The 19397-nt window shown below is 61.0% G+C and carries 14 protein-coding genes and 1 pseudogene; 9 read left to right on the forward strand and 6 right to left on the reverse strand.

Annotated elements, in window-relative coordinates; genetic code table 11:
- Positions 1 to 16: 16 nt before the first annotated feature.
- From JZ00_RS14500 to JZ00_RS14515, 4 genes are all read left to right on the forward strand, one after another.
- Entirely contained in the window at positions 17 to 1384 is a 1368-nt protein-coding gene (locus JZ00_RS14500) for an HD domain-containing phosphohydrolase (protein ID WP_039591439.1), read from the forward strand.
- A 238-nt stretch (positions 1385 to 1622) separates the two neighbouring features.
- On the forward strand, positions 1623 to 2039 hold the full coding sequence (locus JZ00_RS14505) for an NUDIX hydrolase (RefSeq protein WP_039591438.1): 417 nt from the start codon (positions 1623 to 1625) through the stop codon (positions 2037 to 2039).
- Between the two features lie 26 nt (positions 2040 to 2065).
- On the forward strand, positions 2066 to 2704 hold the full coding sequence (locus JZ00_RS14510; protein ID WP_039591437.1) for a LysE family translocator: 639 nt from the start codon (positions 2066 to 2068) through the stop codon (positions 2702 to 2704).
- 2 nt (positions 2705 to 2706) lie between these two features.
- Positions 2707 to 3234, forward strand: a complete 528-nt coding sequence (locus JZ00_RS14515; RefSeq protein ID WP_039591436.1) for a GNAT family N-acetyltransferase — start codon at positions 2707 to 2709, stop codon at positions 3232 to 3234.
- Between the two features lie 24 nt (positions 3235 to 3258).
- On the opposite strand, the gene JZ00_RS14520 is transcribed toward JZ00_RS14515, so the two are convergent.
- Both JZ00_RS14520 and metR read right to left on the reverse strand, forming a co-directional pair.
- Entirely contained in the window at positions 3259 to 4515 is a 1257-nt protein-coding gene (locus JZ00_RS14520; protein WP_039591435.1) for a hypothetical protein, read from the reverse strand.
- Positions 4516 to 4664: 149 nt separating this feature from the next.
- Positions 4665 to 5582 carry a transcriptional regulator MetR gene (metR, locus tag JZ00_RS14525; RefSeq protein WP_030138430.1) on the reverse strand — a complete coding sequence of 306 codons (918 nt, stop codon included), beginning with the start codon at positions 5580 to 5582 and terminating at the stop codon, positions 4665 to 4667.
- A 109-nt stretch (positions 5583 to 5691) separates the two neighbouring features.
- On the opposite strand from metR, the gene metE reads away from it, so the two are divergent.
- Entirely contained in the window at positions 5692 to 8004 is a 2313-nt protein-coding gene (gene metE, locus JZ00_RS14530) for a 5-methyltetrahydropteroyltriglutamate--homocysteine S-methyltransferase (RefSeq protein ID WP_039591434.1), read from the forward strand.
- A gap of 81 nt (positions 8005 to 8085) precedes the next feature.
- Here metE and JZ00_RS14535 read toward each other — a convergent pair whose 3' ends face one another.
- Both JZ00_RS14535 and JZ00_RS14540 read right to left on the reverse strand, forming a co-directional pair.
- Positions 8086 to 11292, reverse strand: a complete 3207-nt coding sequence (locus JZ00_RS14535; protein WP_039591433.1) for a hypothetical protein — start codon at positions 11290 to 11292, stop codon at positions 8086 to 8088.
- Positions 11289 to 12068 carry a hypothetical protein gene (locus JZ00_RS14540; RefSeq protein ID WP_039591432.1) on the reverse strand — a complete coding sequence of 260 codons (780 nt, stop codon included), beginning with the start codon at positions 12066 to 12068 and terminating at the stop codon, positions 11289 to 11291. Before JZ00_RS14540 ends, JZ00_RS14535 begins: the two co-directional genes overlap by 4 nt.
- A 379-nt stretch (positions 12069 to 12447) precedes the next feature.
- Here JZ00_RS14540 and JZ00_RS14545 point away from each other — a divergent pair, with 379 nt between their 5' ends.
- Complete coding sequence (locus JZ00_RS14545) at positions 12448 to 13467, forward strand: alpha/beta fold hydrolase (protein WP_039591431.1); 1020 nt, start codon at positions 12448 to 12450, stop codon at positions 13465 to 13467.
- Positions 13468 to 13553: 86 nt separating this feature from the next.
- Here the strand turns inward: JZ00_RS14545 and JZ00_RS14550 are convergent, their stop codons facing one another.
- A complete protein-coding gene (locus JZ00_RS14550; RefSeq protein WP_039591430.1) occupies positions 13554 to 14435 on the reverse strand; it encodes a LysR substrate-binding domain-containing protein in 882 nt (293 codons plus the stop codon).
- A gap of 160 nt (positions 14436 to 14595) precedes the next feature.
- Between JZ00_RS14550 and JZ00_RS14555 the strand changes: the two genes are divergently transcribed.
- Together JZ00_RS14555 and JZ00_RS14560 are read left to right on the forward strand one after the other, a co-directional pair.
- Positions 14596 to 16233, forward strand: a complete 1638-nt coding sequence (locus JZ00_RS14555) for a 5-guanidino-2-oxopentanoate decarboxylase (protein ID WP_039591651.1) — start codon at positions 14596 to 14598, stop codon at positions 16231 to 16233.
- Positions 16230 to 17678 (forward strand): annotated as a pseudogene (locus JZ00_RS14560) (aldehyde dehydrogenase family protein). Before JZ00_RS14555 ends, JZ00_RS14560 begins: the two are co-directional and overlap by 4 nt.
- Positions 17679 to 17765: 87 nt before the next feature.
- Here the strand turns inward: JZ00_RS14560 and JZ00_RS14565 are convergent.
- Positions 17766 to 18695, reverse strand: coding sequence for an AraC family transcriptional regulator (locus tag JZ00_RS14565; protein ID WP_039591429.1), 930 nt, complete (start codon positions 18693 to 18695; stop codon positions 17766 to 17768).
- 327 nt (positions 18696 to 19022) lie between these two features.
- Between JZ00_RS14565 and JZ00_RS14570 the strand changes: the two genes are divergently transcribed.
- Complete coding sequence (locus JZ00_RS14570) at positions 19023 to 19376, forward strand: putative quinol monooxygenase (protein WP_039591428.1); 354 nt, start codon at positions 19023 to 19025, stop codon at positions 19374 to 19376.
- The last annotated feature ends 21 nt before the right edge of the window (positions 19377 to 19397 follow it).

The following is a 19397-nucleotide window of genomic DNA, read 5'->3' on the forward strand; positions in this document are numbered from 1 at the left end:
CAGGAGGGGGTTCCAAATGGAAGATCAATCGCCGGACGTTCCGGTAACAAAGCCGACGGTGTTGCTGGTCGATGACGAAGAGTCGATTCTCAACAGCCTGCGTCGGTTGTTGCGTAGCCAGCCGTACGAAATCCTGCTGGCCGACAGTGGCGCCAAGGCCCTGGAAATCCTCAAGGAGCGGCCGGTCGACCTGGTGATGACCGACGCGCGCATGCCCAACATGGACGGTGCCACGCTGCTGGCGCAAATCCGCAAGCTATATCCCTCGACGTTGCGCATCCTGCTCACCGGTTATGCCGACGTGGACATGATGACCAAGGCCATCAACGAGGGGCAGCTCTATCGCTACCTCAGCAAGCCCTGGAACGACGAGGAACTGGTGCAGGCCTTGCGCCAGGCCCTTGCCCACCAGCATTCGGAAAGCGAGCGCCAGCGCCTCGAAGCCCTGAACCGCGAGCAGAACCAGCAACTCAAGACTCTCAACGCTACGCTGGAGAAACGCGTGGCGTCGCGCACCGCCGAGCTGCAGCAGACCGCTGACATGCTCGACCTGGCCTATGAAGAGCTCAAGCGCAGTTATGTGACCGGCACCGAAGTATTCTCGCTGATCGCCAACCTGCGCCTGCCCAAGGCCAAGCAGACCAACCGGCAAATCATCGAGCTGATCCGGGTCTACAGCCGCCTCAACTCCCTCGACGAATCCACCGACCGCGACCTGACCATGGCTGCGGCGCTCTACAACATCGGCAAGCTGAGCTGGACCGACAACATGATGGTCACGCCGGCGGACATGTTGCACCACAGCGAACTGGAGCTGTACCGCGCCTATCCGAAGCAGAGCGAATCGCTGTTGATGACCCTGGACCCGATGAAGGATGCGGCGCGGATCATTCTGCATCACCAGGAGCGTTGGGACGGCAGTGGCTTCCCTGATCACTTGCGCGGCGAGGCCATTCCGTTCGGCTCGCGGCTGCTGAAGCTGGCGGTGGATTTCATCGAGCTGCAGCGCGGATTGATCCTGGAACGGCAAATGAACAGCGACGAAGCGCTGGTCTACATCCGCAAATACACCGGCAAGCTATACGACCCGGACATGGTCGAGGACTTCATCAAGGCCTGCGCCGAATACCTCGAAGACGTGACCTTGTCCGACCCGACGGTACAAGTCGTGACCACCCGCGAGCTGGCGGCCGGCATGGTCCTGGCCCGCAACCTCAACGCCGACAACGGCATGCTGCTGCTCAATGCCGGCAAGGTCATGAGCGGCCCGCTGATCGAAAAGCTCATCGCCTTCGAAGCGATGGAAGGCGCGCGGTACAGCGTATTCGTCAAGATTCCCGAGGAGGAGGCCGATCCTTCGGCACCGAAGCCGATGTTGGGGTGACTGGGTTCTGGATTGGATTGGGTACATATCCGTTGCTGCGGTAACGGCTGCTTAGGGTCGCCGTAAGGGCGAAACCCTAAGTGGCCGTTACCGAAGAAACGGATATACACACCTAAGTGAACAGCATCAGCCTCCCACAGAGGAACGTCGCTGATTTTTAGTCCAGCACCAGACTTTGCTCCCACCCCTACGCACTGTAATCTCCCCGCTATTTCCCCGGCCAAGGCTTCTATCCCCCATGACCACCTCCCTCATCCGCATTGCCGCCGCCCTGTTGCTCGGCCCGGACGGCCGAACCCTGCTGGTGCGCAAACGCGGCACCCGCGCCTTCATGCAGCCGGGCGGCAAGATCGAGGCTCATGAACAACCGGTGCAGGCGCTGGCCCGTGAACTGGAAGAAGAGCTTGGGTTGCGGATCGACCCGGCCCAGGCCCGTCACTTGGGCGTGTTCAGCGCCCCGGCGGCCAACGAACCGGGGTTTACCGTGCAGGCCGAAGTGTTTTTGCTGAGCATTGACGCTCCGGTTTCGCCAGCGGCCGAAATCGAAGAGGTGTGTTGGATCGACCCGGCCGGCGACAGCGATCTTTTGCTGGCACCGTTGACAGGCGAGGTGATCCTGCCGTTTTATCGGGCCACTTGCCTGGCGACCTGCTGAATCTCGCACCCCAAGGAATGACGCCCATGATCCCATTGCCGGACCTGCTGATTTTCGCCGCCGCCGCGTTGTTGATGGTGCTCACGCCCGGCCCGAACATGATCTACCTGATCTCCCGTTCGATCTGCCAGGGCCGCAAGGCTGGTGTCACTTCTTTGCTCGGGGTGGTCGCGGGCTTCTTCGTGCACATGTTCGCGGCGGCGGCGGGGTTGACGGCAGTGTTCCTTGCAGTGCCCATGGCCTATGAAATCCTCAAGTGGGCCGGTGCGTTGTACCTGTTGTGGCTGGCCTGGCAAGCGGTGAAACCCGGCGCGCGTTCGCCGTTCCAGGCCCAGCAATTGCCAGCGGATTCGACCCGCAAGCTGATCACCATGGGCTTTCTTACCAGCGCCTTGAACCCGAAGATCGCGGTGTTCTACTTGTCGGTGTTCCCGCAATTCATCAGCCCGGAACACGGTTCGCTGTTCACCCAGAGCATCATCCTCGGGTTGACCCAGATCAGCGTCAGTTTCAGTGTCAACCTGCTGATCGCGCTGTTCGCCGCCGGCATCGCCTCATGGTTTGTCCATAATCCGACCTGGCTGGCAGCGCAGCGTTATTTCCTGGGCTTCGTACTCGGTACGCTCGCCCTGCGACTGATGCTTGAGCAACGCCGGACGGCGTGAGCATGTGGATCGAACGGTTGGATGCCAGCCACGCCCTGGCCTATCGCGAGCTGATGCTTGAAGCCTACGACCTTCATCCGCAGGCGTTCACGTCCAGTGTGCGGGAGCGGGCGGCAATGCCGTTGAGTTGGTGGGAAGGCCGGTTGACCAGCAAGCTCGATGTGGTGCTGGGTGCGTTCGAAGCTGGAAGCCTGGTGGGCATCGTGGGCCTTGCTTTCGAACCGCGAGAAAAGGCTCGTCACAAGGCAACGCTGTTTGGCATGTATGTGTCGGCCGTTTTTCGCCGGCACGGTTTAGGTTATGAGCTGATGCAAGCTGCACTGGCCGAAGCGCAAAGCCACCCTGCACTGAAACTCATCCAGCTTACCGTCACCGCCGGCAACGAAGCCGCATTCAAGCTGTACCAGCGCTGCGGTTTTGTCCAGTTCGGCCTTGAACCTCTGGCGGTGCGGGTGGGTGAGGATTACTTCGATAAAATCCACATGTGGCGCCAGATCACGGTCCCCGGGGAAAACGCCACAGAAGCTTGATCCGCCCCTGTCCCGATAACCGGCTCAAGGGTATGTGATCGCTGGTCGCGGACCGGTATAAACGCGCAGCTTGGATTGCTCGGCAGGCACGCTCATGCTTCCTGCGCCACTCTCCACGCGCACGATCCTGATATTTCGCAGGCCGAAATCGTTGCCATTGCTACTATCCTGATCATTATTTATATACATGCGCACCGACCCTTTTTGGGTGATGGTGAATTCAATGGCAAACAAGTGCCAGACACCATCCTTGGGGACGACACGGGGAATGCTAGGAAATTCCGGCATGCTGGTGGTCGGGTAAAGGATCGGGTTTTCCAGATTTGGGATGTGGCTGCTGTCGGCGACGTGAGTACCCTCGAACGTGAACTGGTATTGCCCGGGAATGAAAAGGAAGTCCTGGTAGAGGATCACTCCGGCGAAGCCGTCCGTTTCGCCCTGGTCGGTAAAGTTGAAAAACGCGTTTACCGTTTGATTGCCCATGACGTGCGGTCGGATGGATCCTGAACGCGCTGCGTGATAGGGGATCCAGCCGTTGTACGCCTCCGCCAGTGATGTGTAGTGGTCTACCCATTCTGCCGGTGCCGTGCCGATGACAATGGAACTCGGAGGCGACACGCTGCTGTTGCCCAACTGATCGACTGTCCGCACGCTCACCGGGTGGGTGCCGTCGCCGATCTGCTGCAGGTCGGCGGCCGTCAGGGTGTAAGTGATCGGATTGGCGGGATGGGCATAAGGAATCGTTTTGCTCCAGGTCCCCACGGTGAGTGTCACTTCGTCGTATGCGCGCGGGTAGCTGCGGGTTAAGGTGAATGTGCCTGTGCCTGGCTGTGCTGGGTCGACGCTGGGCGGATGGCTGACCGTGATCGTGGAAGCCGGATAATGGAACAGCAGGTTCAGCACTGGGATCGAGTCTTCATGATTGTGGCTGCCGGGTCGGGTCATTCGATAGAACATTGTGTTGGCGCCGTCGTTGAGCCATCCCCATGGCAACTCCATGCTGTAAGTGGCGTTCTCCTCGCCTGGCTTGATGATCTTGATCACGGATGTCGGTTTTCCATTGACCCACAGCTCCACGGTGTCATTGACGCCCAGTGGTTTGGAGAGCGTCCTGCTCGGATCGATTGTCATGTACAACTTGATCAACGACGAGTGAATGCTCAAGGGAATGCCGCCGTGGTAGGTCCCTGTTGGCAGCACGTCCCTCTTCATGCCGTTAATGTCCATTGGGCGTAGCACAAGTGCTGCGTCGTCCTGCGCTGCGGTGCGGGGGGTGTCCATATTTTTCTCCTCGGCTACGGTTCTGAACTGGCAAGAGCTGATGTCATCAGAGCGCTAAAGGAGAAAAGCGTCACCTGTCAGAGCTGACAGGTGAGCTGCCTTTTAAGACGAACGGGTTTTTTGGACGCCGAGTGTCATCACGCTGTGCTTCAGCGCACGGCACTGACCCCATCCAATGTAGAAAATGACGTGTCCTTCGCCGTCAGCAGAAAGTCGCGCATATACGGCGCATCGAGCATATCGGTACGCACCGCTGCGTACAGCGTGGCGAACAGGCCCTTCTCCCCGAGCCGCTTGGCCTTCACATACCCCCGTGAGCTGTATTCATGCAGTGCCCAATGCGGCATGCCGCAAACGCCGCGGCCGCTGGCGACCAGTTGCATCATCATCACCGTCAGCTCGGAGGTGCGGACCTGGGCCGGTTCGATGTCGGCCGGTTCGAGGAAGCGGGTGAAGATGTCCAGGCGATCGCGTTCCACCGGGTAGGTGATCAAGGTTTCGCTGATCAAGTCTTCGGGCACGATGTAGGGCTTGCCCGCCAATCGATGCTGGTTGGCGACCGCGAGCATCGCTTCGTAGGTGAACAGAGGCACGTAGGTGATACCTGCCAGCTCCAGCGGGTCGGAGGTCACCACCAGGTCCAGGTCGCCACGGGCCAGGGCCGGTAGCGGGGCGAAGGCGAAGCCCGAAGCCAGGTCCAGCTCGACTTCGGGCCAGGCATCGCGGAATTGGTCGATGGTCGGCATCAGCCACTGGAAGCAACTATGGCACTCGATCGCCATGTGCAGGCGCCCGGCGGTGCCGCCCGCCAGTCGCGCGATGTCCCGTTCGGCACTGCGCAGCAGCGGCAGGGTGGCATCGGCCAGTTGCAGCAGGCGCAGGCCGGCGCTGGTGAAGCGGACCGGCTTGGTCTTGCGTACGAACAACTGCATGCCCAGGCGCTCTTCCAATTCCTTGAACTGATGGGAGAGGGCGGACTGGGTCAGGTGCAGGCGTTCGGCGGCCTCTACCAGGCTGTCGGCTTCGCGCAGGGCATGCAGGGTCTTGAGGTGACGGAGTTCAAGCACCGTAATCGCTCCATGAGTAAAACTTGTGATCAACACGAAAAGGTTGAGTTTGTCTCATGCAGGGCTGGCTGTCGACAATGGCGCCATCTTTTACAGAAGGACACGCACCATGGCCCTGGCCCACACCCTCGGTTTTCCCCGTATCGGCGCCGACCGCGAACTGAAAAAAGCCCTCGAAGCCCATTGGAAGGGCGACCTGGCCCCGACGGCGCTGCAAGCGGTGGGGCGTGAGCTGCGGGCCCGGCATTGGCAATTGCAGAAGGATGCCGGCATCGACCTGTTACCGGTGGGCGATTTTGCCTGGTACGACCAGGTCCTCAGCCACACCTTGACCTTCGGTGCCGTCCCGCCACGTTTCCACGGCACCTTGAACGCCCAGGGCCGACCGACCCTCGACACCCTGTTCGCCATGGCCCGCGGCGCCACGGCCAGTTGCTGCGGTGTCGACCACGGCCAGGCGCAATACGCGCAAGAGCTGACCAAGTGGTTCGACACCAACTACCACTACCTGGTCCCGGAATTCTCCGCCGACCAGTCCTTCGCCCTGAGCTGGGAACAGTTGTTCGATGAAGTGGACGAGGCCCATGCCCTCGGCCATCAGGTCAAACCGGTGATCATCGGCCCGTTGACCTATTTGTGGCTGGGCAAGGCCAAGGGTGGCGACTTCGACAAGCTTGACCTGCTGGAGCGCCTGCTGCCGGTGTACGGTGAAATTCTCAATCGTCTCAAGGCCCAAGGCGTGGAGTGGGTGCAGATCGACGAGCCCATCCTTACCCTCGATTTGCCGTTGGCCTGGAAAAGCGCCTTCGAGCGCGCTTACCACATCCTCCAGTACTCGCCGCTGAAGAAACTGGTGGCGACCTACTTCAGTGGCCTTGAAGACAACCTCGGCCTGGCGGTGAGCCTGCCGGTGGACGGCCTGCATATCGACGCGGTGCGCGCCCCGGAGCAACTGGGCCAGGTGCTGGATCGCCTGCCTACCTACAAGATCCTCTCGGTGGGCCTGGTCAACGGGCGTAACGTCTGGCGTTGTGAGCTGGAGCTGGCGCTGGCGCAGTTGCGCCCGGCCCAGGAGCGTTTCGGCGACAACCTCTGGGTCAGCACTTCATGCTCGCTGCTGCACAGCCCGGTGGACCTGGAGCGCGAAGACAAGCTCGACCCCGAGATCAAGAGCTGGCTGGCGTTCGCCGTGCAGAAGTGCGGTGAAGTGGCGGTGTTGCGCGATGCATTGAACGATCCGCAAGCGCCGTACGTGCAGCAGGCCTTGGTCCATGACCGGGAAATACAGGCCAGCCGCGCGCGTTCGACGCGTACTCACAAACCCGATGTCCAAAAGCGTCTGGCGGCGATCGGGCCACAAGACAGCCAACGGCACTCATCGTTTGCCAAGCGCATCGAACGGCAACGCGCACGGCTGAAACTGCCGGCGTTTCCCACCACTTCGATTGGCTCTTTCCCACAGACACCGACCATTCGCCTGGCACGCCAGGCCTACAAGCAAGGCAAGCTGTCGGCCAACGATTATCAGGATGCCATGCACACCGAGATCCGCCATGCCGTGCAGATCCAGGAACGCCTGGGCCTCGATGTTCTGGTGCATGGCGAGGCCGAGCGCAACGACATGGTCGAATACTTCGCCGAGCAACTGGATGGCTACGCCTTCACCCGTTTCGGCTGGGTGCAGAGTTATGGCTCGCGGTGTGTGAAACCGGCAATCATCTATGGCGACATCAGCCGGCCCGAGGCGATGACGGTCGATTGGATTCGCTACGCCCAAAGCCTCACCGACAAACCCATGAAAGGCATGCTCACCGGCCCGGTGACCATGTTGATGTGGTCGTTCCCGCGCGAAGACGTGTCGCGCAAAGTCCAGGCCCAACAGTTGGCCCTGGCCTTGCGCGACGAAGTGCTGGACTTGGAAAAGGCAGGCGTCGGTATCGTGCAGATCGACGAGGCCGCATTCCGTGAAGGCTTGCCGTTGCGTCGCGGTCAATGGCAGCAATACCTCGACTGGGCGGTAGAAGCGTTCCGCCTGAGCGCATCGGGAGTACGTGACGAAACCCAGATCCACACCCACATGTGCTACAGCGAATTCAACGACGTGATCAAGGCCATCGCTGACATGGACGCGGATGTCATCACCATCGAGACTTCGCGTTCGGACATGGAATTGCTCGATGCGTTCGAGGCGTTCGACTACCCCAACGACATCGGCCCGGGGGTCTATGACATCCACTCGCCACGGGTGCCGGACACCGCCGAAATGGTGGCGCTGATGCGCAAAGCCGTGCAGCGCATCCCCGCCGAGCGGCTGTGGATCAACCCCGATTGCGGTTTGAAGACCCGGGCGTGGCCGGAGACGGAAGCCGCATTGGTGAATTTGGTGGCGGCGGCGCGACAGTTGCGTGGTCAGTTGGCTTGAGCTTCGAACGGTAGCTCGTGCTGTCGTAAAGTAGCCCGCGAGAGGATCGCGGGCTCTTTTAGGGCGTTAGCGGGCGTCTCCTCACGAGGGAAGTTTTTTTTTCTCGATCTGGATATGTCCTATCGCAAAATCGTTCCCCTCACCGGAGGGTTCATGATTCATGACCTGCATCGTCATATTGGGTGAACTGGCAACGAATTCAAGCGATAAGCTTGTCTGTGCGTATTGAACGGCAAGAGTGTAAATCGCTGATTTATCACCCGCGCTCGTCGTGAGCTGTAGCCGCGGTGCGCTGAAAGGTCCGTTATCTCGAAGAACGCTCGCAGACAAGAGGTAGGTTGCGCCGGGTGTAAGGTCTGCGAAGGACTTGAATAAAACCAACCCTGCGGAACTGTTGGTATGCGTTTTGATGTACCTATGGTAATAACCCGGCTGAGAATAGAACTTCCATCCCACGTCGTGCTCGGCCCCCGCCCCGCCCCAAGCCCACCTTTCGTCCTTTCCATGGGAAAATGGAACCACATCCTTTTCAAGCCCTTCCTTCACTTCGAAAACATACGTAGAGCTTTTATTACTGCCATCGACCCTACGCACGGTAAGGACATGGGTGGTTGCGCTGAACAGTCGAGTCGGCACGCTCCACACGCCGTTGTGGGCTACGTAACGACCGATGGAAACGTTATTGTCGAGCAGCTCCACGGATTGTCCCGCTGTGCCGGTGCCCGTGACGCTTGCTTTGCGGTAATAGGTCGTGTTGCCGTAAGGGACGTTGCCTTCGTCGGTCGTCACCGCAGTGATGGTGGGGACCTGGGCATCGGTTACGATTTTGAAGATCCTTGGCGGAAACGACACCGTTCCGTCCTGGGCTCTTGCGGTCAGGGCATGGACGCCCTCCGCGAAGTCCAATGGGCCAAAGGTCCAGGTTGTCCCCGTTACGCTGCCCGCGCCTAGCCGCACAGTGCCATCATATAGGTCCACCGGCCTGCCAGGTGTGATCGTCCCGGTCACGGTAATCAGGCTCAAGGAGGTTTCGCCGCCGTTGGGGATCTCGGTGCCGTTGGCCGTTACCGATGTGATGGTGGGCGCTTGTCCCGCTTTTCCGACTCGGTAGACACGGTCGGGGAAATCGATATCCGTGGCGGGGTTATCCCGCACATCCAGGGATGCGCTGAATTTGATCAATAATTGAGTGTCGTCTCCCAGGGTCTCAAGGTAAGAGCGAGGTATCGTGACAGGCCAGAACCCATCCGTGACCCACTGAGGGTTGACCCTGCTGCGTCCGCCACTCCAAACGGGCCGATCGCTGGGCTTGTTGTCCGCTGTTCGACCTTCCAGAGTCATGCGTACCTGCTGTTCGGCTGCGATGAATGACCAAGTCTTGGCGCGAATAACCGCGTCGCCAGTAAAACTGCTCAGGTCCAGCACGTTCAGGGTTTCGGCATTGTTGATGAAGAACACGGGCGAAACCAGGCTGGAGGAGGGAAGTGGCGAGACCGTCACGGTGACGGTGCCCGATGGCGTGGTCTGGGTGCCGCGAATCACCTCGTATCTGAGCGTGAAGGTGCTGTTCACGCCGTTGCCGATATTGGCGGCGATCACCGAAGCGGGGATTGGAATGTCGACACTGCCGTCGGCTTCTCCCGGCACCGGAGCAATATTTGGCGTACCGGCGCCCGGAGCGCCTGTCAATGTCAGCTTGATCATGTCGGTGGCCAGTAGACCGGCGAACGCTATTCGCACAGTGGCGCCATTGATTGCATCCAAGGGCGCCAATCGCTGCTCGGCGCCCTCGCCGCTGGCTTCGAGCAGGTTGGGCAGTTTCAGCGAACCGAAGCCTACGACCTGGGCGTAGGCGGTTTTCGAATAGCCTTCCTGATTGAGCGTCTTGAACCTGGTGTCATAGCTGCAACTGACAGTCGTATCGGAGACAAGCAGACGATTGGGCACTCGCAGCACCAGCGGTTTGGGCTGGCCGATTTCCTCTGTGACAATGCCGACCGGAACGGCAAAGTCCGGCGCGGAAGGGCTTCTGAAGATTGCGCTGACTTCGTCCCCTGCCCGGTATGAGGAATGAATGGTCTGAATGATCAACGACAAATCGGCGCCGGCCAGTTTATCCAGGTCGATTATTTCAGGCGCATCGTTGTTGTCACTCAGGTCTTCGCAAAAAATCGGTGCGGGCAAACGGTTGTTTTGTCGATCGACATCAATGTAGACGGTTGCCGACCAGATTGCAGAAGGGTCCGTGGTATTTTCCAGGACGTCAGTAACAGTAAAGCTGACTGGCATGGCTCGTCGATCTCGAATGCTGTTCAGGTCGGCGCCCGTAATGACCACGCTTACGGTCGTAGGGGTGGTGGATGCCACGGGAGGGGCCTGATCGAAGGGAACGCTGAAATGAACGATAGACCTGCCGAAAGCGATATCGATATGGTCGTAAGGGCGGCAGTAGGGATAGCGGCAATGCACGGTCAGTTGTTGCAACCTGCCATCCAGGCCTTCCTTGACGATGTCGATGCCAGCGTTTTCCGCGATAGGGAACTCCAGTTTGAGTTCGGAGTGACCTTCTGTCCCGGGGTCGAGATCCTTATTCCCGGGACGGACCTTATGGTAGAGCATGGTGATAGGCTCACTGAAGGCTTCGTTCTCGCTGGGGCGCTGTGCGCTGTAGACCAGCGTATTGATGCCATTGAGGAGCCGCTGTGGTGGAACATATAGGATCAAATCGTCTTGTTCCTGTCCCGGCAGCACAATTTTTATATCGACAGTTGCCGTTTCGCCATTGAGCCGCAGCCGACAGGTGTCATTTGCGGCGATTAACCTCCAAGGGTTGATGATTACTTTCAGGCCGTCAGTCAAACCGTCGTATATCAGTTTTGGAATGCCGATTCTCGCTTCCGAGCCTTCCACCGATAGTATCGCTCCCGGCACAATTGGCCACGAGAGACTGAGGAGCGATGGATCCTCCTCTTCAAGGACCATGGTCTGCGAGGAGTCCAGCAGCAGGCATTCGGCAGCTGGAGACACCTGGAACTCGTCTCCTCCCACCAATGTCCACGCGGCACTGATCCAACTGCCCACCAGGGCAGACAACTCAGTGGAGTTGATCGTGAAAACGACGCTTGGCGCCTGACCGACCGGCTGGGTCCAGGTCAATAATTGCAACGGTCCGTCCACCGGTTCGCCGCGCCAATGGAGTTTTACCTGTTGGCCCACGGCGAGGCCGTTGGCCGCGACGTCGACTTCTACCGTGACGTCCTTGCCATCGAGTCCCGCCAGGTCAATCACCTTATCTTGATTACGCCGAGGATAACGGGCGCTTGCTGGACCATACCCATGGCCCCGGTCGATGACGGCCGAATACGCAACTCACTGGTCTGGGAGCGGTCGCTCGCCGGGTTGCCGACCTCATCCCAGAGCTTGTAGAACAACAGCGTATCGCAATGGCCGAGTTCGGCGAGCGTTTCCTTGGCAATCGTGAAAGTAATCGGTCCGCCTTCCTCATCGGACGTTACGGTATGCGGCAGGCATCGATCGGATAATTGCAGGTTCACCCTATGGCCGCGTTGCATGCCCCTCCACGGGAGAATGGTAACCGTGACATCCTGGCTGTCGTCCACCTCGCTCGCACCGAGTCGGGGAGCCCTCAACAAGCCGTGGCCGGGGAGCTTGGGCGCAGGATCGACGCCACCCGGCGAATGTTTCCTGACCAGGATTTTCAGGTCTGCCGATTCCGCCCCATTGACCCGATAGAACAGCTCGCCGAAGCCCTCCGGCACCCGTTCGGCTTCGATGAAGCGTGACAGCGGTGAATTGATGTCGTGGGGTTGAGGCACCACGAAAGAGAGTAGGGGCGTATCGATTCTGCGAATACACACATCCACGCGATCACCGGCCAGGAGCAAGGTGGACGGAATGAGAATGGGCAAGCCTGATGCGTCCTCCTTGAGCAATTTGCGATTGACGCCGGCAAAGCCGTTATCCAGTGGTATGGCGCCAGGAATGCTCATGGCACCGCGCGCGCGTACCGGTGAACGTCCATGGATCTGTTCAAATTGGCTCATGGTCAAACTCCTGATCATCGAAGCGTCGAGGGGGGCTTGCAGAGGGGCACTCAATGCGTACTTGCGAAGGGCAGGTTGGCGTCGACCGTCGATTCGATACGTCGCGTTCGATAGCGTGGATGCCCATGGGTATGGTCCTGGCAGAATGAAGCGCTTGATGTTGGCGCTGACGACCATTCAATGGGGGCAGAGGCGATCTGGCTACTGTCGAACCTGACAGGTCGCGGCTGATTTCGACGAAAGGTAATCGTGGTTGTCCTGGGGGATGCGACGACCACTCGGCAATCTTCATCAAATTGTCACGCAACTGTGGCAGCGCGCTTGAACAAACTTCATCAGACTCGCGCTCTACTGGGGTTCTGCGTTTTGGTATTTGTTCATGCGTGTATTCATTTTCCTGGCCGCGTTGTTGTGCGGCTTGCCGTCGTTGGCGGCGTCTCGTTGTGATGTCAATGTCGCGACCCAACGGGTCGACCTGGACCAGGTAAGCCTGGCGTACCAGAGCATCGGGCGTGCGTCCGATCCGGCGTTGCTGCTGGTGATGGGCTTGGGCGGGCAGTTGATCCACTGGCCGGACGAAGTGGTGGTGGCGCTGTGTGAACAGGGTTTCCGGGTGATCCGCTACGACAACCGGGACGTGGGCCTGTCCACCTGGCGCCAGCCCCCTGGCAGCGCCAACCTGACATTCGAAGCCTTGCGCTACAAGCTTGGCCTGCCCGTGGCGGCGCCTTATTCGCTGACGGACATGGCCGCCGACGGCCTGGGCTTGATGGACGCGTTGCAGGTGCAAAACTTCCATGTATTAGGCGTCAGCATGGGCGGGATGATCGCCCAGCACATGGCCGCCATGGCGCCCCAGCGAGTCGAGAGCCTGACGTTGCTGATGACCAGTTCCGGCGCGCAAGGCTTGCCGGCGCCCAGTGAAACGCTGGTGCAGTTGTTGTCGCGGCGCAGTGCACCGAATCGAGAAGTGGCCCTTGAACAACAAGCAGACCTGCTGGCCGCGCTCGGCAGCCCGATGGTGATCGACGATCGACAGGCTTTGCTGCACCAGGCTGCGGTAGCCTACGACCGGGCCTTCAACCCCGAGGGCGTGAAGCGCCAGATCATGGCGATCATGGCCGAGCCCAGCCGGGTAGCGCTGCTCAATCAGTTGCAGGTGCCGACCCTGGTGGTCCATGGGACCGCCGATCCGTTGTTGCCGGTGATGCATGGCGTGCATCTCGCGGCGCATATTCGCGGCAGCCAGTTGAAGCTGATCCCGGGCCTGGCCCATCGCTTTCAAGAAGCCTTCAAGGAACCGTTGCTGGGGGCAGTGTTGCCGTATCTGCAGCAGCACCGCGAAGACACTTCGCACTGGGCGCAGGTCGAGCCGGCACAGGCGCCGAATCTGCTCTAACCGACGCCAGGGCGTTTTTGTGGCGAGGGGATAAAACCCCTCGCCACAGATAAATCCCCTTTCCCCTGGGGATCAGAGCAACGCAACTACCGGGCCCGAGCCTGCTCCACCAACCACCCCATCAACTCTTGCAACGACCCCGACACCTCGGATTTGCGCGGATACACCAGGTGATAACCCAACCCTGTCCTGACCTTCAGTTCAAACGGCATCACCAGCCGGCCGGCGCTGAGGTCGTCGCCGATCAGCGACCAGTCGCCAATCGCCACGCCGGTGCCCTGGGAAGCCATGGACATCGCCAGGTCCAGGGTTTCGAAATGCTGGCCCCTGCTGACATTGCTCAAGTGAACATCGGCCGCCGCCAGCCAGGCTTTCCAGTCGCGCTCGTCGGCGGTCGGATGCAATAGCAGGTGCTGTTGCAGATCGATGGGTGAAACCAACGGGACCGGACCTTCCAGCAAGGGGCGCGAGCACACGGGGGTCAGCTGTTCATCGAACAGGTGCAGGCAAGCCAATGACGCATCGGGCGGCGGGCCGTAGATCACCGCCGCGTCGAACGCCTCACGCTGGAAATCCACGCCGTGCCGGACCGTGGTGGTCAGTTCAACCGGCACGTCCGGTCGCTCCCTCTGCCATTGCAACAGGCGCGGCAGCAACCAGCGCATCACACAGGTCGGGGCCTTGAGTTGAAGGGTATGGTGCTTCTCCCCGATCTGCTCGACCGCTTCGCCGATCAGGCTGAATACCTGCTGCACCCGGGGCAACCAGGCCTGGCCCTCGGCGGTCAGGGTCAAGCCGCGTGCCTGGCGTTGGAACAGTGCATAACCCAAATGATCTTCAAGCCCGGCGATTTGCCGGCTCACCGCGCCTTGGGTGATGTGCAGTTGCTCGGCAGCCCGAGTGAAGTTGCAGCATTGGGCCGTGATCAGAAACGTGTGTAGCGTGGGCAGCGGTGGAGGTCGTTTCATTTGGGTTCCGAGCCATGACGTGAGGACATGGCTAGTATGACTTTTTATCCATTGTTGCCGCTACGGCCTGACCGTTCCAATAACGCCATTCCCTCAGAGCAAAGGGGCCCGCCAGGTGACGTGCGGGGGCTCTTTTACAGACAAGAAAAAGGCAATGGCAATGGCGACGTGCGGCGAAGTGTTGGTCAAGTTACTTGAAGGCTATGGCGTCGAGCAGGTGTTCGGCATCCCCGGTGTGCACACCGTCGAGCTGTATCGCGGGCTGGCCCGCTCCAGCATCCGCCATGTGACGCCACGTCATGAGCAGGGCGCCGGTTTCATGGCCGACGGGTACGCCCGTGTCAGCGGCAAGCCGGGCGTGTGCTTCATCATTACGGGCCCGGGCATGACCAACATCACCACCGCCATGGGCCAGGCCTATGCCGATTCGATCCCGATGCTGGTGATTTCCAGCGTGCAGTCGCGCAGCCAGTTGGGCGGCGGGCGCGGCAAGCTCCACGAGCTGCCGAACCAGAGCGCGCTGGTGGGCGGCGTGGCGGCGTTTTCCCACACGCTGATGTCAGCTGCCGAATTGCCTGGCTTGCTGGCCCGGGCCTTTGCGTTGTTCCAGGCCGGGCGGCCGCGGCCGGTGCACATCGAGATTCCGTTGGATGTGCTCGTCGAGGACGCCGACGACTTGCTCGCCAGCACGCCAGTGAACATCAATCGCGCCGGGGCCGCGCCCAATGCCGTGGAGCAAATGGCAGCCCTGCTGGCGACGGCCCGGCGCCCGTTGATTCTTGCCGGAGGCGGGGCGCTGGGCGCCGGGGCCGAATTGACCGAACTGGCCGAACGCCTCGGCGCCCCCGTGGCGTTGACCATCAACGCCAAGGGCCTGCTGCCGTCGTGCCATCCGTTGTTGATCGGCTCCACCCAGAGCCTGGTCGCCACCCGCGCCCTGGTGGCCGAAGCCGATGTGGTATTGGCGATCGGCACCGAGCTGGCCGAGACCGATTACGACGTCACTTTCGCCGGTGGCTTCGAGATTCCCGGTGCGTTGTTGCGCATCGACATCGACCCCGACCAGACCGTGCGCAACTACCCGCCGAAGTTGGCGCTGGTGGCCGACGCCCAGAGTGCCGCCCAGGCATTGCTCGATGCATTGAGCCGTCGCGTGCCCGGCGCGCGCGACGACAACTGGGGCGCGGTTCGTGCCGGACGGCTGCGGGCTGAACTCGATCGGCAATGGGACGCCGTGACCCGCGCCCAGACCTTGTTTCTCGACACCGTGTTGCAAGTGTTGCCGGATGCAGTGTTCGTCGGCGATTCCACGCAGCCGGTGTACACCGGCAACCTGACTTTCAACCTGGAGCACCCGCGGCGCTGGTTCAATTCGTCCACCGGCTACGGCACCCTCGGTTATGCGTTGCCGGCGGCCATTGGTGCCTGGCTTGGCGGCGACGACAACGGTCTTGGCCGCCCGCCCGTGGTGTGCCTGATCGGCGATGGCGGGTTGCAGTTCACCCTGCCGGAACTGGCCAGCGCGGTGGAAGCCCGTACGCCGGTGATCGTGCTGCTGTGGAATAACCAGGGCTATGAAGAGATCAAGAAATACATGGTTAACCGCGCCATCGAACCGGTGGGCGTGGACATCTATACCCCGGATTTCATCGGTGTCGCCAAGGCCTTGGGCTGCGCCGCCGAAGCCATCGACGGCGTGACGCAATTGCACGCCGCGTTACTCGCCGCTTGCGACCGGCAGGGCCCGACGCTGATCGAAATCGACCAGGCAACCTGGATGTCGCAGGTGGAGAAATGAATTTCCCGACGACGCAAGACGGGCTGTACATCAACGGCGAATGGTGGGCGGGCGATCAACCGTTGCGGGTGATCAACCCGGCGACCGAGGCGCTGCTCACCACTGTTTATGGGGGCGATGAACAGGCCGTCGATCAAGCCTTGGAGGCCGCGACCCAGGCGTTCGGCCGATGGTCAAGCACCTCGGGTGCCGAGCGCGGCGCGTTGCTGCGCCGTATCGCTGTTGCCGTGCGAGATGCTCGTGGACGGCTCATGCACCTGCAATCGAGCAACAACGGTAAACCGCTGTTCGAAGCGGCCATCGATGTCGACGATGTGGCCGCGACCTTCGAGTATTACGCCGAGTTGGCCGAAGGTCTGGACGCTCGGCAGGACAGTCCATTGGCGTTGCCCAGCGACGATTTCAGCGCTCGCATTCGCCGCGAACCCTGCGGTGTGGTCGGCTTGATCGTGCCGTGGAATTTCCCAATGGTCACCACCGCCTGGAAACTTGCCCCGGCGCTGGCGGCCGGCTGCTGCGTGGTGCTCAAGCCTTCGGAAGTCACGCCGTTGCCGGAGCTGGAACTGGCCTCGATCATCGCCGGGTGCGGCTTGCCCGACGGCGTGTTCAATCTGGTCTGCGGCACGGGCCTGGCGGTCGGCGCGCCGCTGGCATCAGACCCGCGCGTGGCGAAGATTTCTTTCACCGGCAGCAACGCGGTTGGGGTGCAAGTGATGCAACGGGCGGCGGAAACGGTGAAGGGCGTGAGCCTGGAGCTGGGTGGGAAATCGTCCTTGCTGGTGCTGGCCGACGCCGACCTGGACCTGGCGGTGGAGCTGGCCTGCGGCGGCGGTTTCTTCAATGCCGGGCAGATGTGTTCAGCCACCAGCCGCGTGCTCGTCGCCGATGAACTGGCCGATGAATTCCTGCAACGGCTCAAGGCGCGCGCCGAGGCGATCCGCGTCGCCGATCCGTTCGACCCGGACGTGGAGATGGGCGCGCTGGTCAACCAGGCGCAATACCAGCGGGTGCTGGGGCACATCGACCGCGGCTTGAGCGCCGGGGCAACGCTGGTATGCGGTGGTCAGCGCCCCGCGCATCTGACTCGGGGCTTTTTTTTACAGCCGACCATCTTCACCCACGTGCCCCTGGACAGCGCGTTGTGGTGCGAAGAGATCTTCGGGCCGGTGCTGTGCGTACGCAGTTTCAGTTCCCAGGCGCAGGCGATTGCCTTGGCCAACGACAGCCGTTTCGGGTTGGTGGCCAGCGTGGTCGGCCGCGATGTCGAGGCGGCTGGGAAGGTCGCCGATGCTTTGCAGGCCGGGCTGGTGTGGATCAACGCTGCGCAGGTGATTTTTCCTTAGACCGCTTGGGGCGGCTACAAGCAGAGCAGTCTTGGCCGTGAATTAGGACCTTGGGGACTGGCGGCATTCCAGGAAATCAAGCATGTAGTCCGGGCCGTCTGACGGCACGTGATCAGGTCGCGCATGCCTGGATAAAAGGCATGTGCCGCGCACTGCTCGCGATGAGGCCGGCCCGACGCAACCCTCGGGTCAAACAGTCATCCGCAACCGTGCCAGATCCCGCAGCGGCGGCGCACCAAACAACCGGCTGTACTCGCGGCTGAACTGCGAAGGGCTTTCATAACCCACCCGATAACCCGCCGCCGACGCTTCCAGCCCTTCGGCCAGCATCAGCCGGCGGGCTTCCTGCAGGCGCAGTTGCTTCTGGTATTGCAATGGGCTCATGGCGGTCATGGCCTTGAACCGATGGTGCAAGGTCGAGACGCTGAGGTTCACTTCCCTGGCCAGGTCATCGATGCGCAGTGGCTGTTCGAAATGGCCATTGAGCCATTTGATTGCCTGGCTGATGCGGTGGCTCTGACTGTTGGCAATGGCGATTTCATATAGCCGGTAGCCCTGCGGGCTGCGCAACAGGCGGTAAAGGATCTCCCGGCGCACAAGGGGGGCGAGCATGGCGATGTCTTTCGGCGCATCGAGCAGGCGCGTCAGGCGCAGCACAGCGTCGAGCATGGGTGTGTCCAGGCGTTCGACATACAGCCCGCGCCCAGCGGGGCGGGTCGGCACGCCCAAGGGACCGGCATCGGCGATCAGCGCGGTGATTTCCGCCGGGTCGATGTCCAGGCGCAGCGCCAGGATCGGCTGCTCGGGCGAGACGTCGGCGATGCAACCGCTCAATGGCATCGAGACCGAGACCACCAGGTAATGCAGCGGGTCGTAGTTGAACAATTCGTCCGCCAGGCGCACCTGCTTGCTGCCCTGGGCCATGATGCACAGGGCGGGTTGCGCCAGCACTGGGGCGAATTTGTGCGGCTGGCTGTGGCGCGACAGGTGCAGCGAGCCGATGGCCGTGGCGTAGCTGCCGTCCTCGCAGGTGTTGCGGTCGATGATCGACGCCAGTTCGGCGCGCTGTTGTTCCAGGTACGTGTCCAGCGGGACGTGGGCGTGATCGAGTGGCGACATGCCAGGGACCTCAGGGAGAAGGAAGCGATAGGACAAAGCTTATGTTTGTGCAAGGCATGGCGGTAGTCACATTCTGTTGAAAGCTTGCCTGATCCTGCACAACTGTCGGAGAGCGGACTGGGCTGCCCTGGCGAAACTTGCTTGAAACCTTTTGTTTCAACTACCGGCGAATCCAACCCATAAAGAGGAGACCGGAAAATGTCCGGGCGCAGAATTGTGCAATGAGTCGGCAGGAATCGACTAACGAAGCTGGCGTCGGGACGCTTAACCTTTGATCCTGTCGCAGCCTGTCCCCGGCTGCACAACGGATTACCTGGGAGGTTGAACATGACTACACAGATCCCCGTCAGCCACATGGCTTTTGTCCGGGCCCGCGCCGGTTGCTCCAAGCCATTGGGGGCACGCCTCAGCACCCTGATAGTGCCCTCGCGCCAGGCGCCCGGTTGCCTGCACTTTGCCTTGCAGCAATCGCAGTGCGACGCCGATCTGTGGCTGGTGTCCGGGCTGTGGGCCAACCAGCAGGCGATGGACGCTTATTTCAACTCACCGGCCATGGCGATCTTTGCCGAGCTTGTACAGGACCTGGTGGTGAGTAGCCTGGATTTTCACACCTTTAGAGAAGTGTCTGCCCTCCAGGCGACCGAAGGGTGCATGGCGAAGGTACACAAACTGGCCGGTTGAAGGTTTAATGCCCCTTATTCC

The sequence above is a fragment of the Pseudomonas frederiksbergensis genome, assembly GCF_000802155.2.
Taxonomy (GTDB): domain Bacteria; phylum Pseudomonadota; class Gammaproteobacteria; order Pseudomonadales; family Pseudomonadaceae; genus Aquipseudomonas; species Aquipseudomonas frederiksbergensis_A.

Coding starts and splice junctions, on each gene's coding strand:
- JZ00_RS14540 (WP_039591432.1), bottom strand. CDS start 12,068: ATGAGCCAATTTGAACAGATCCATGGACGTTCACCGGTACGCGCGCGC.
- JZ00_RS14520 (WP_039591435.1), bottom strand. CDS start 4,515: ATGGACACCCCCCGCACCGCAGCGCAGGACGACGCAGCACTTGTGCTA.
- JZ00_RS14505 (WP_039591438.1), top strand. CDS start 1,623: ATGACCACCTCCCTCATCCGCATTGCCGCCGCCCTGTTGCTCGGCCCG.
- JZ00_RS14570 (WP_039591428.1), top strand. CDS start 19,023: ATGACTACACAGATCCCCGTCAGCCACATGGCTTTTGTCCGGGCCCGC.
- JZ00_RS14545 (WP_039591431.1), top strand. CDS start 12,448: ATGCGTGTATTCATTTTCCTGGCCGCGTTGTTGTGCGGCTTGCCGTCG.
- JZ00_RS14550 (WP_039591430.1), bottom strand. CDS start 14,435: ATGAAACGACCTCCACCGCTGCCCACGCTACACACGTTTCTGATCACG.
- JZ00_RS14500 (WP_039591439.1), top strand. CDS start 17: ATGGAAGATCAATCGCCGGACGTTCCGGTAACAAAGCCGACGGTGTTG.
- JZ00_RS14565 (WP_039591429.1), bottom strand. CDS start 18,695: ATGTCGCCACTCGATCACGCCCACGTCCCGCTGGACACGTACCTGGAA.
- JZ00_RS14510 (WP_039591437.1), top strand. CDS start 2,066: ATGATCCCATTGCCGGACCTGCTGATTTTCGCCGCCGCCGCGTTGTTG.
- JZ00_RS14555 (WP_039591651.1), top strand. CDS start 14,596: ATGGCGACGTGCGGCGAAGTGTTGGTCAAGTTACTTGAAGGCTATGGC.
- metE (WP_039591434.1), top strand. CDS start 5,692: ATGGCCCTGGCCCACACCCTCGGTTTTCCCCGTATCGGCGCCGACCGC.
- JZ00_RS14515 (WP_039591436.1), top strand. CDS start 2,707: ATGTGGATCGAACGGTTGGATGCCAGCCACGCCCTGGCCTATCGCGAG.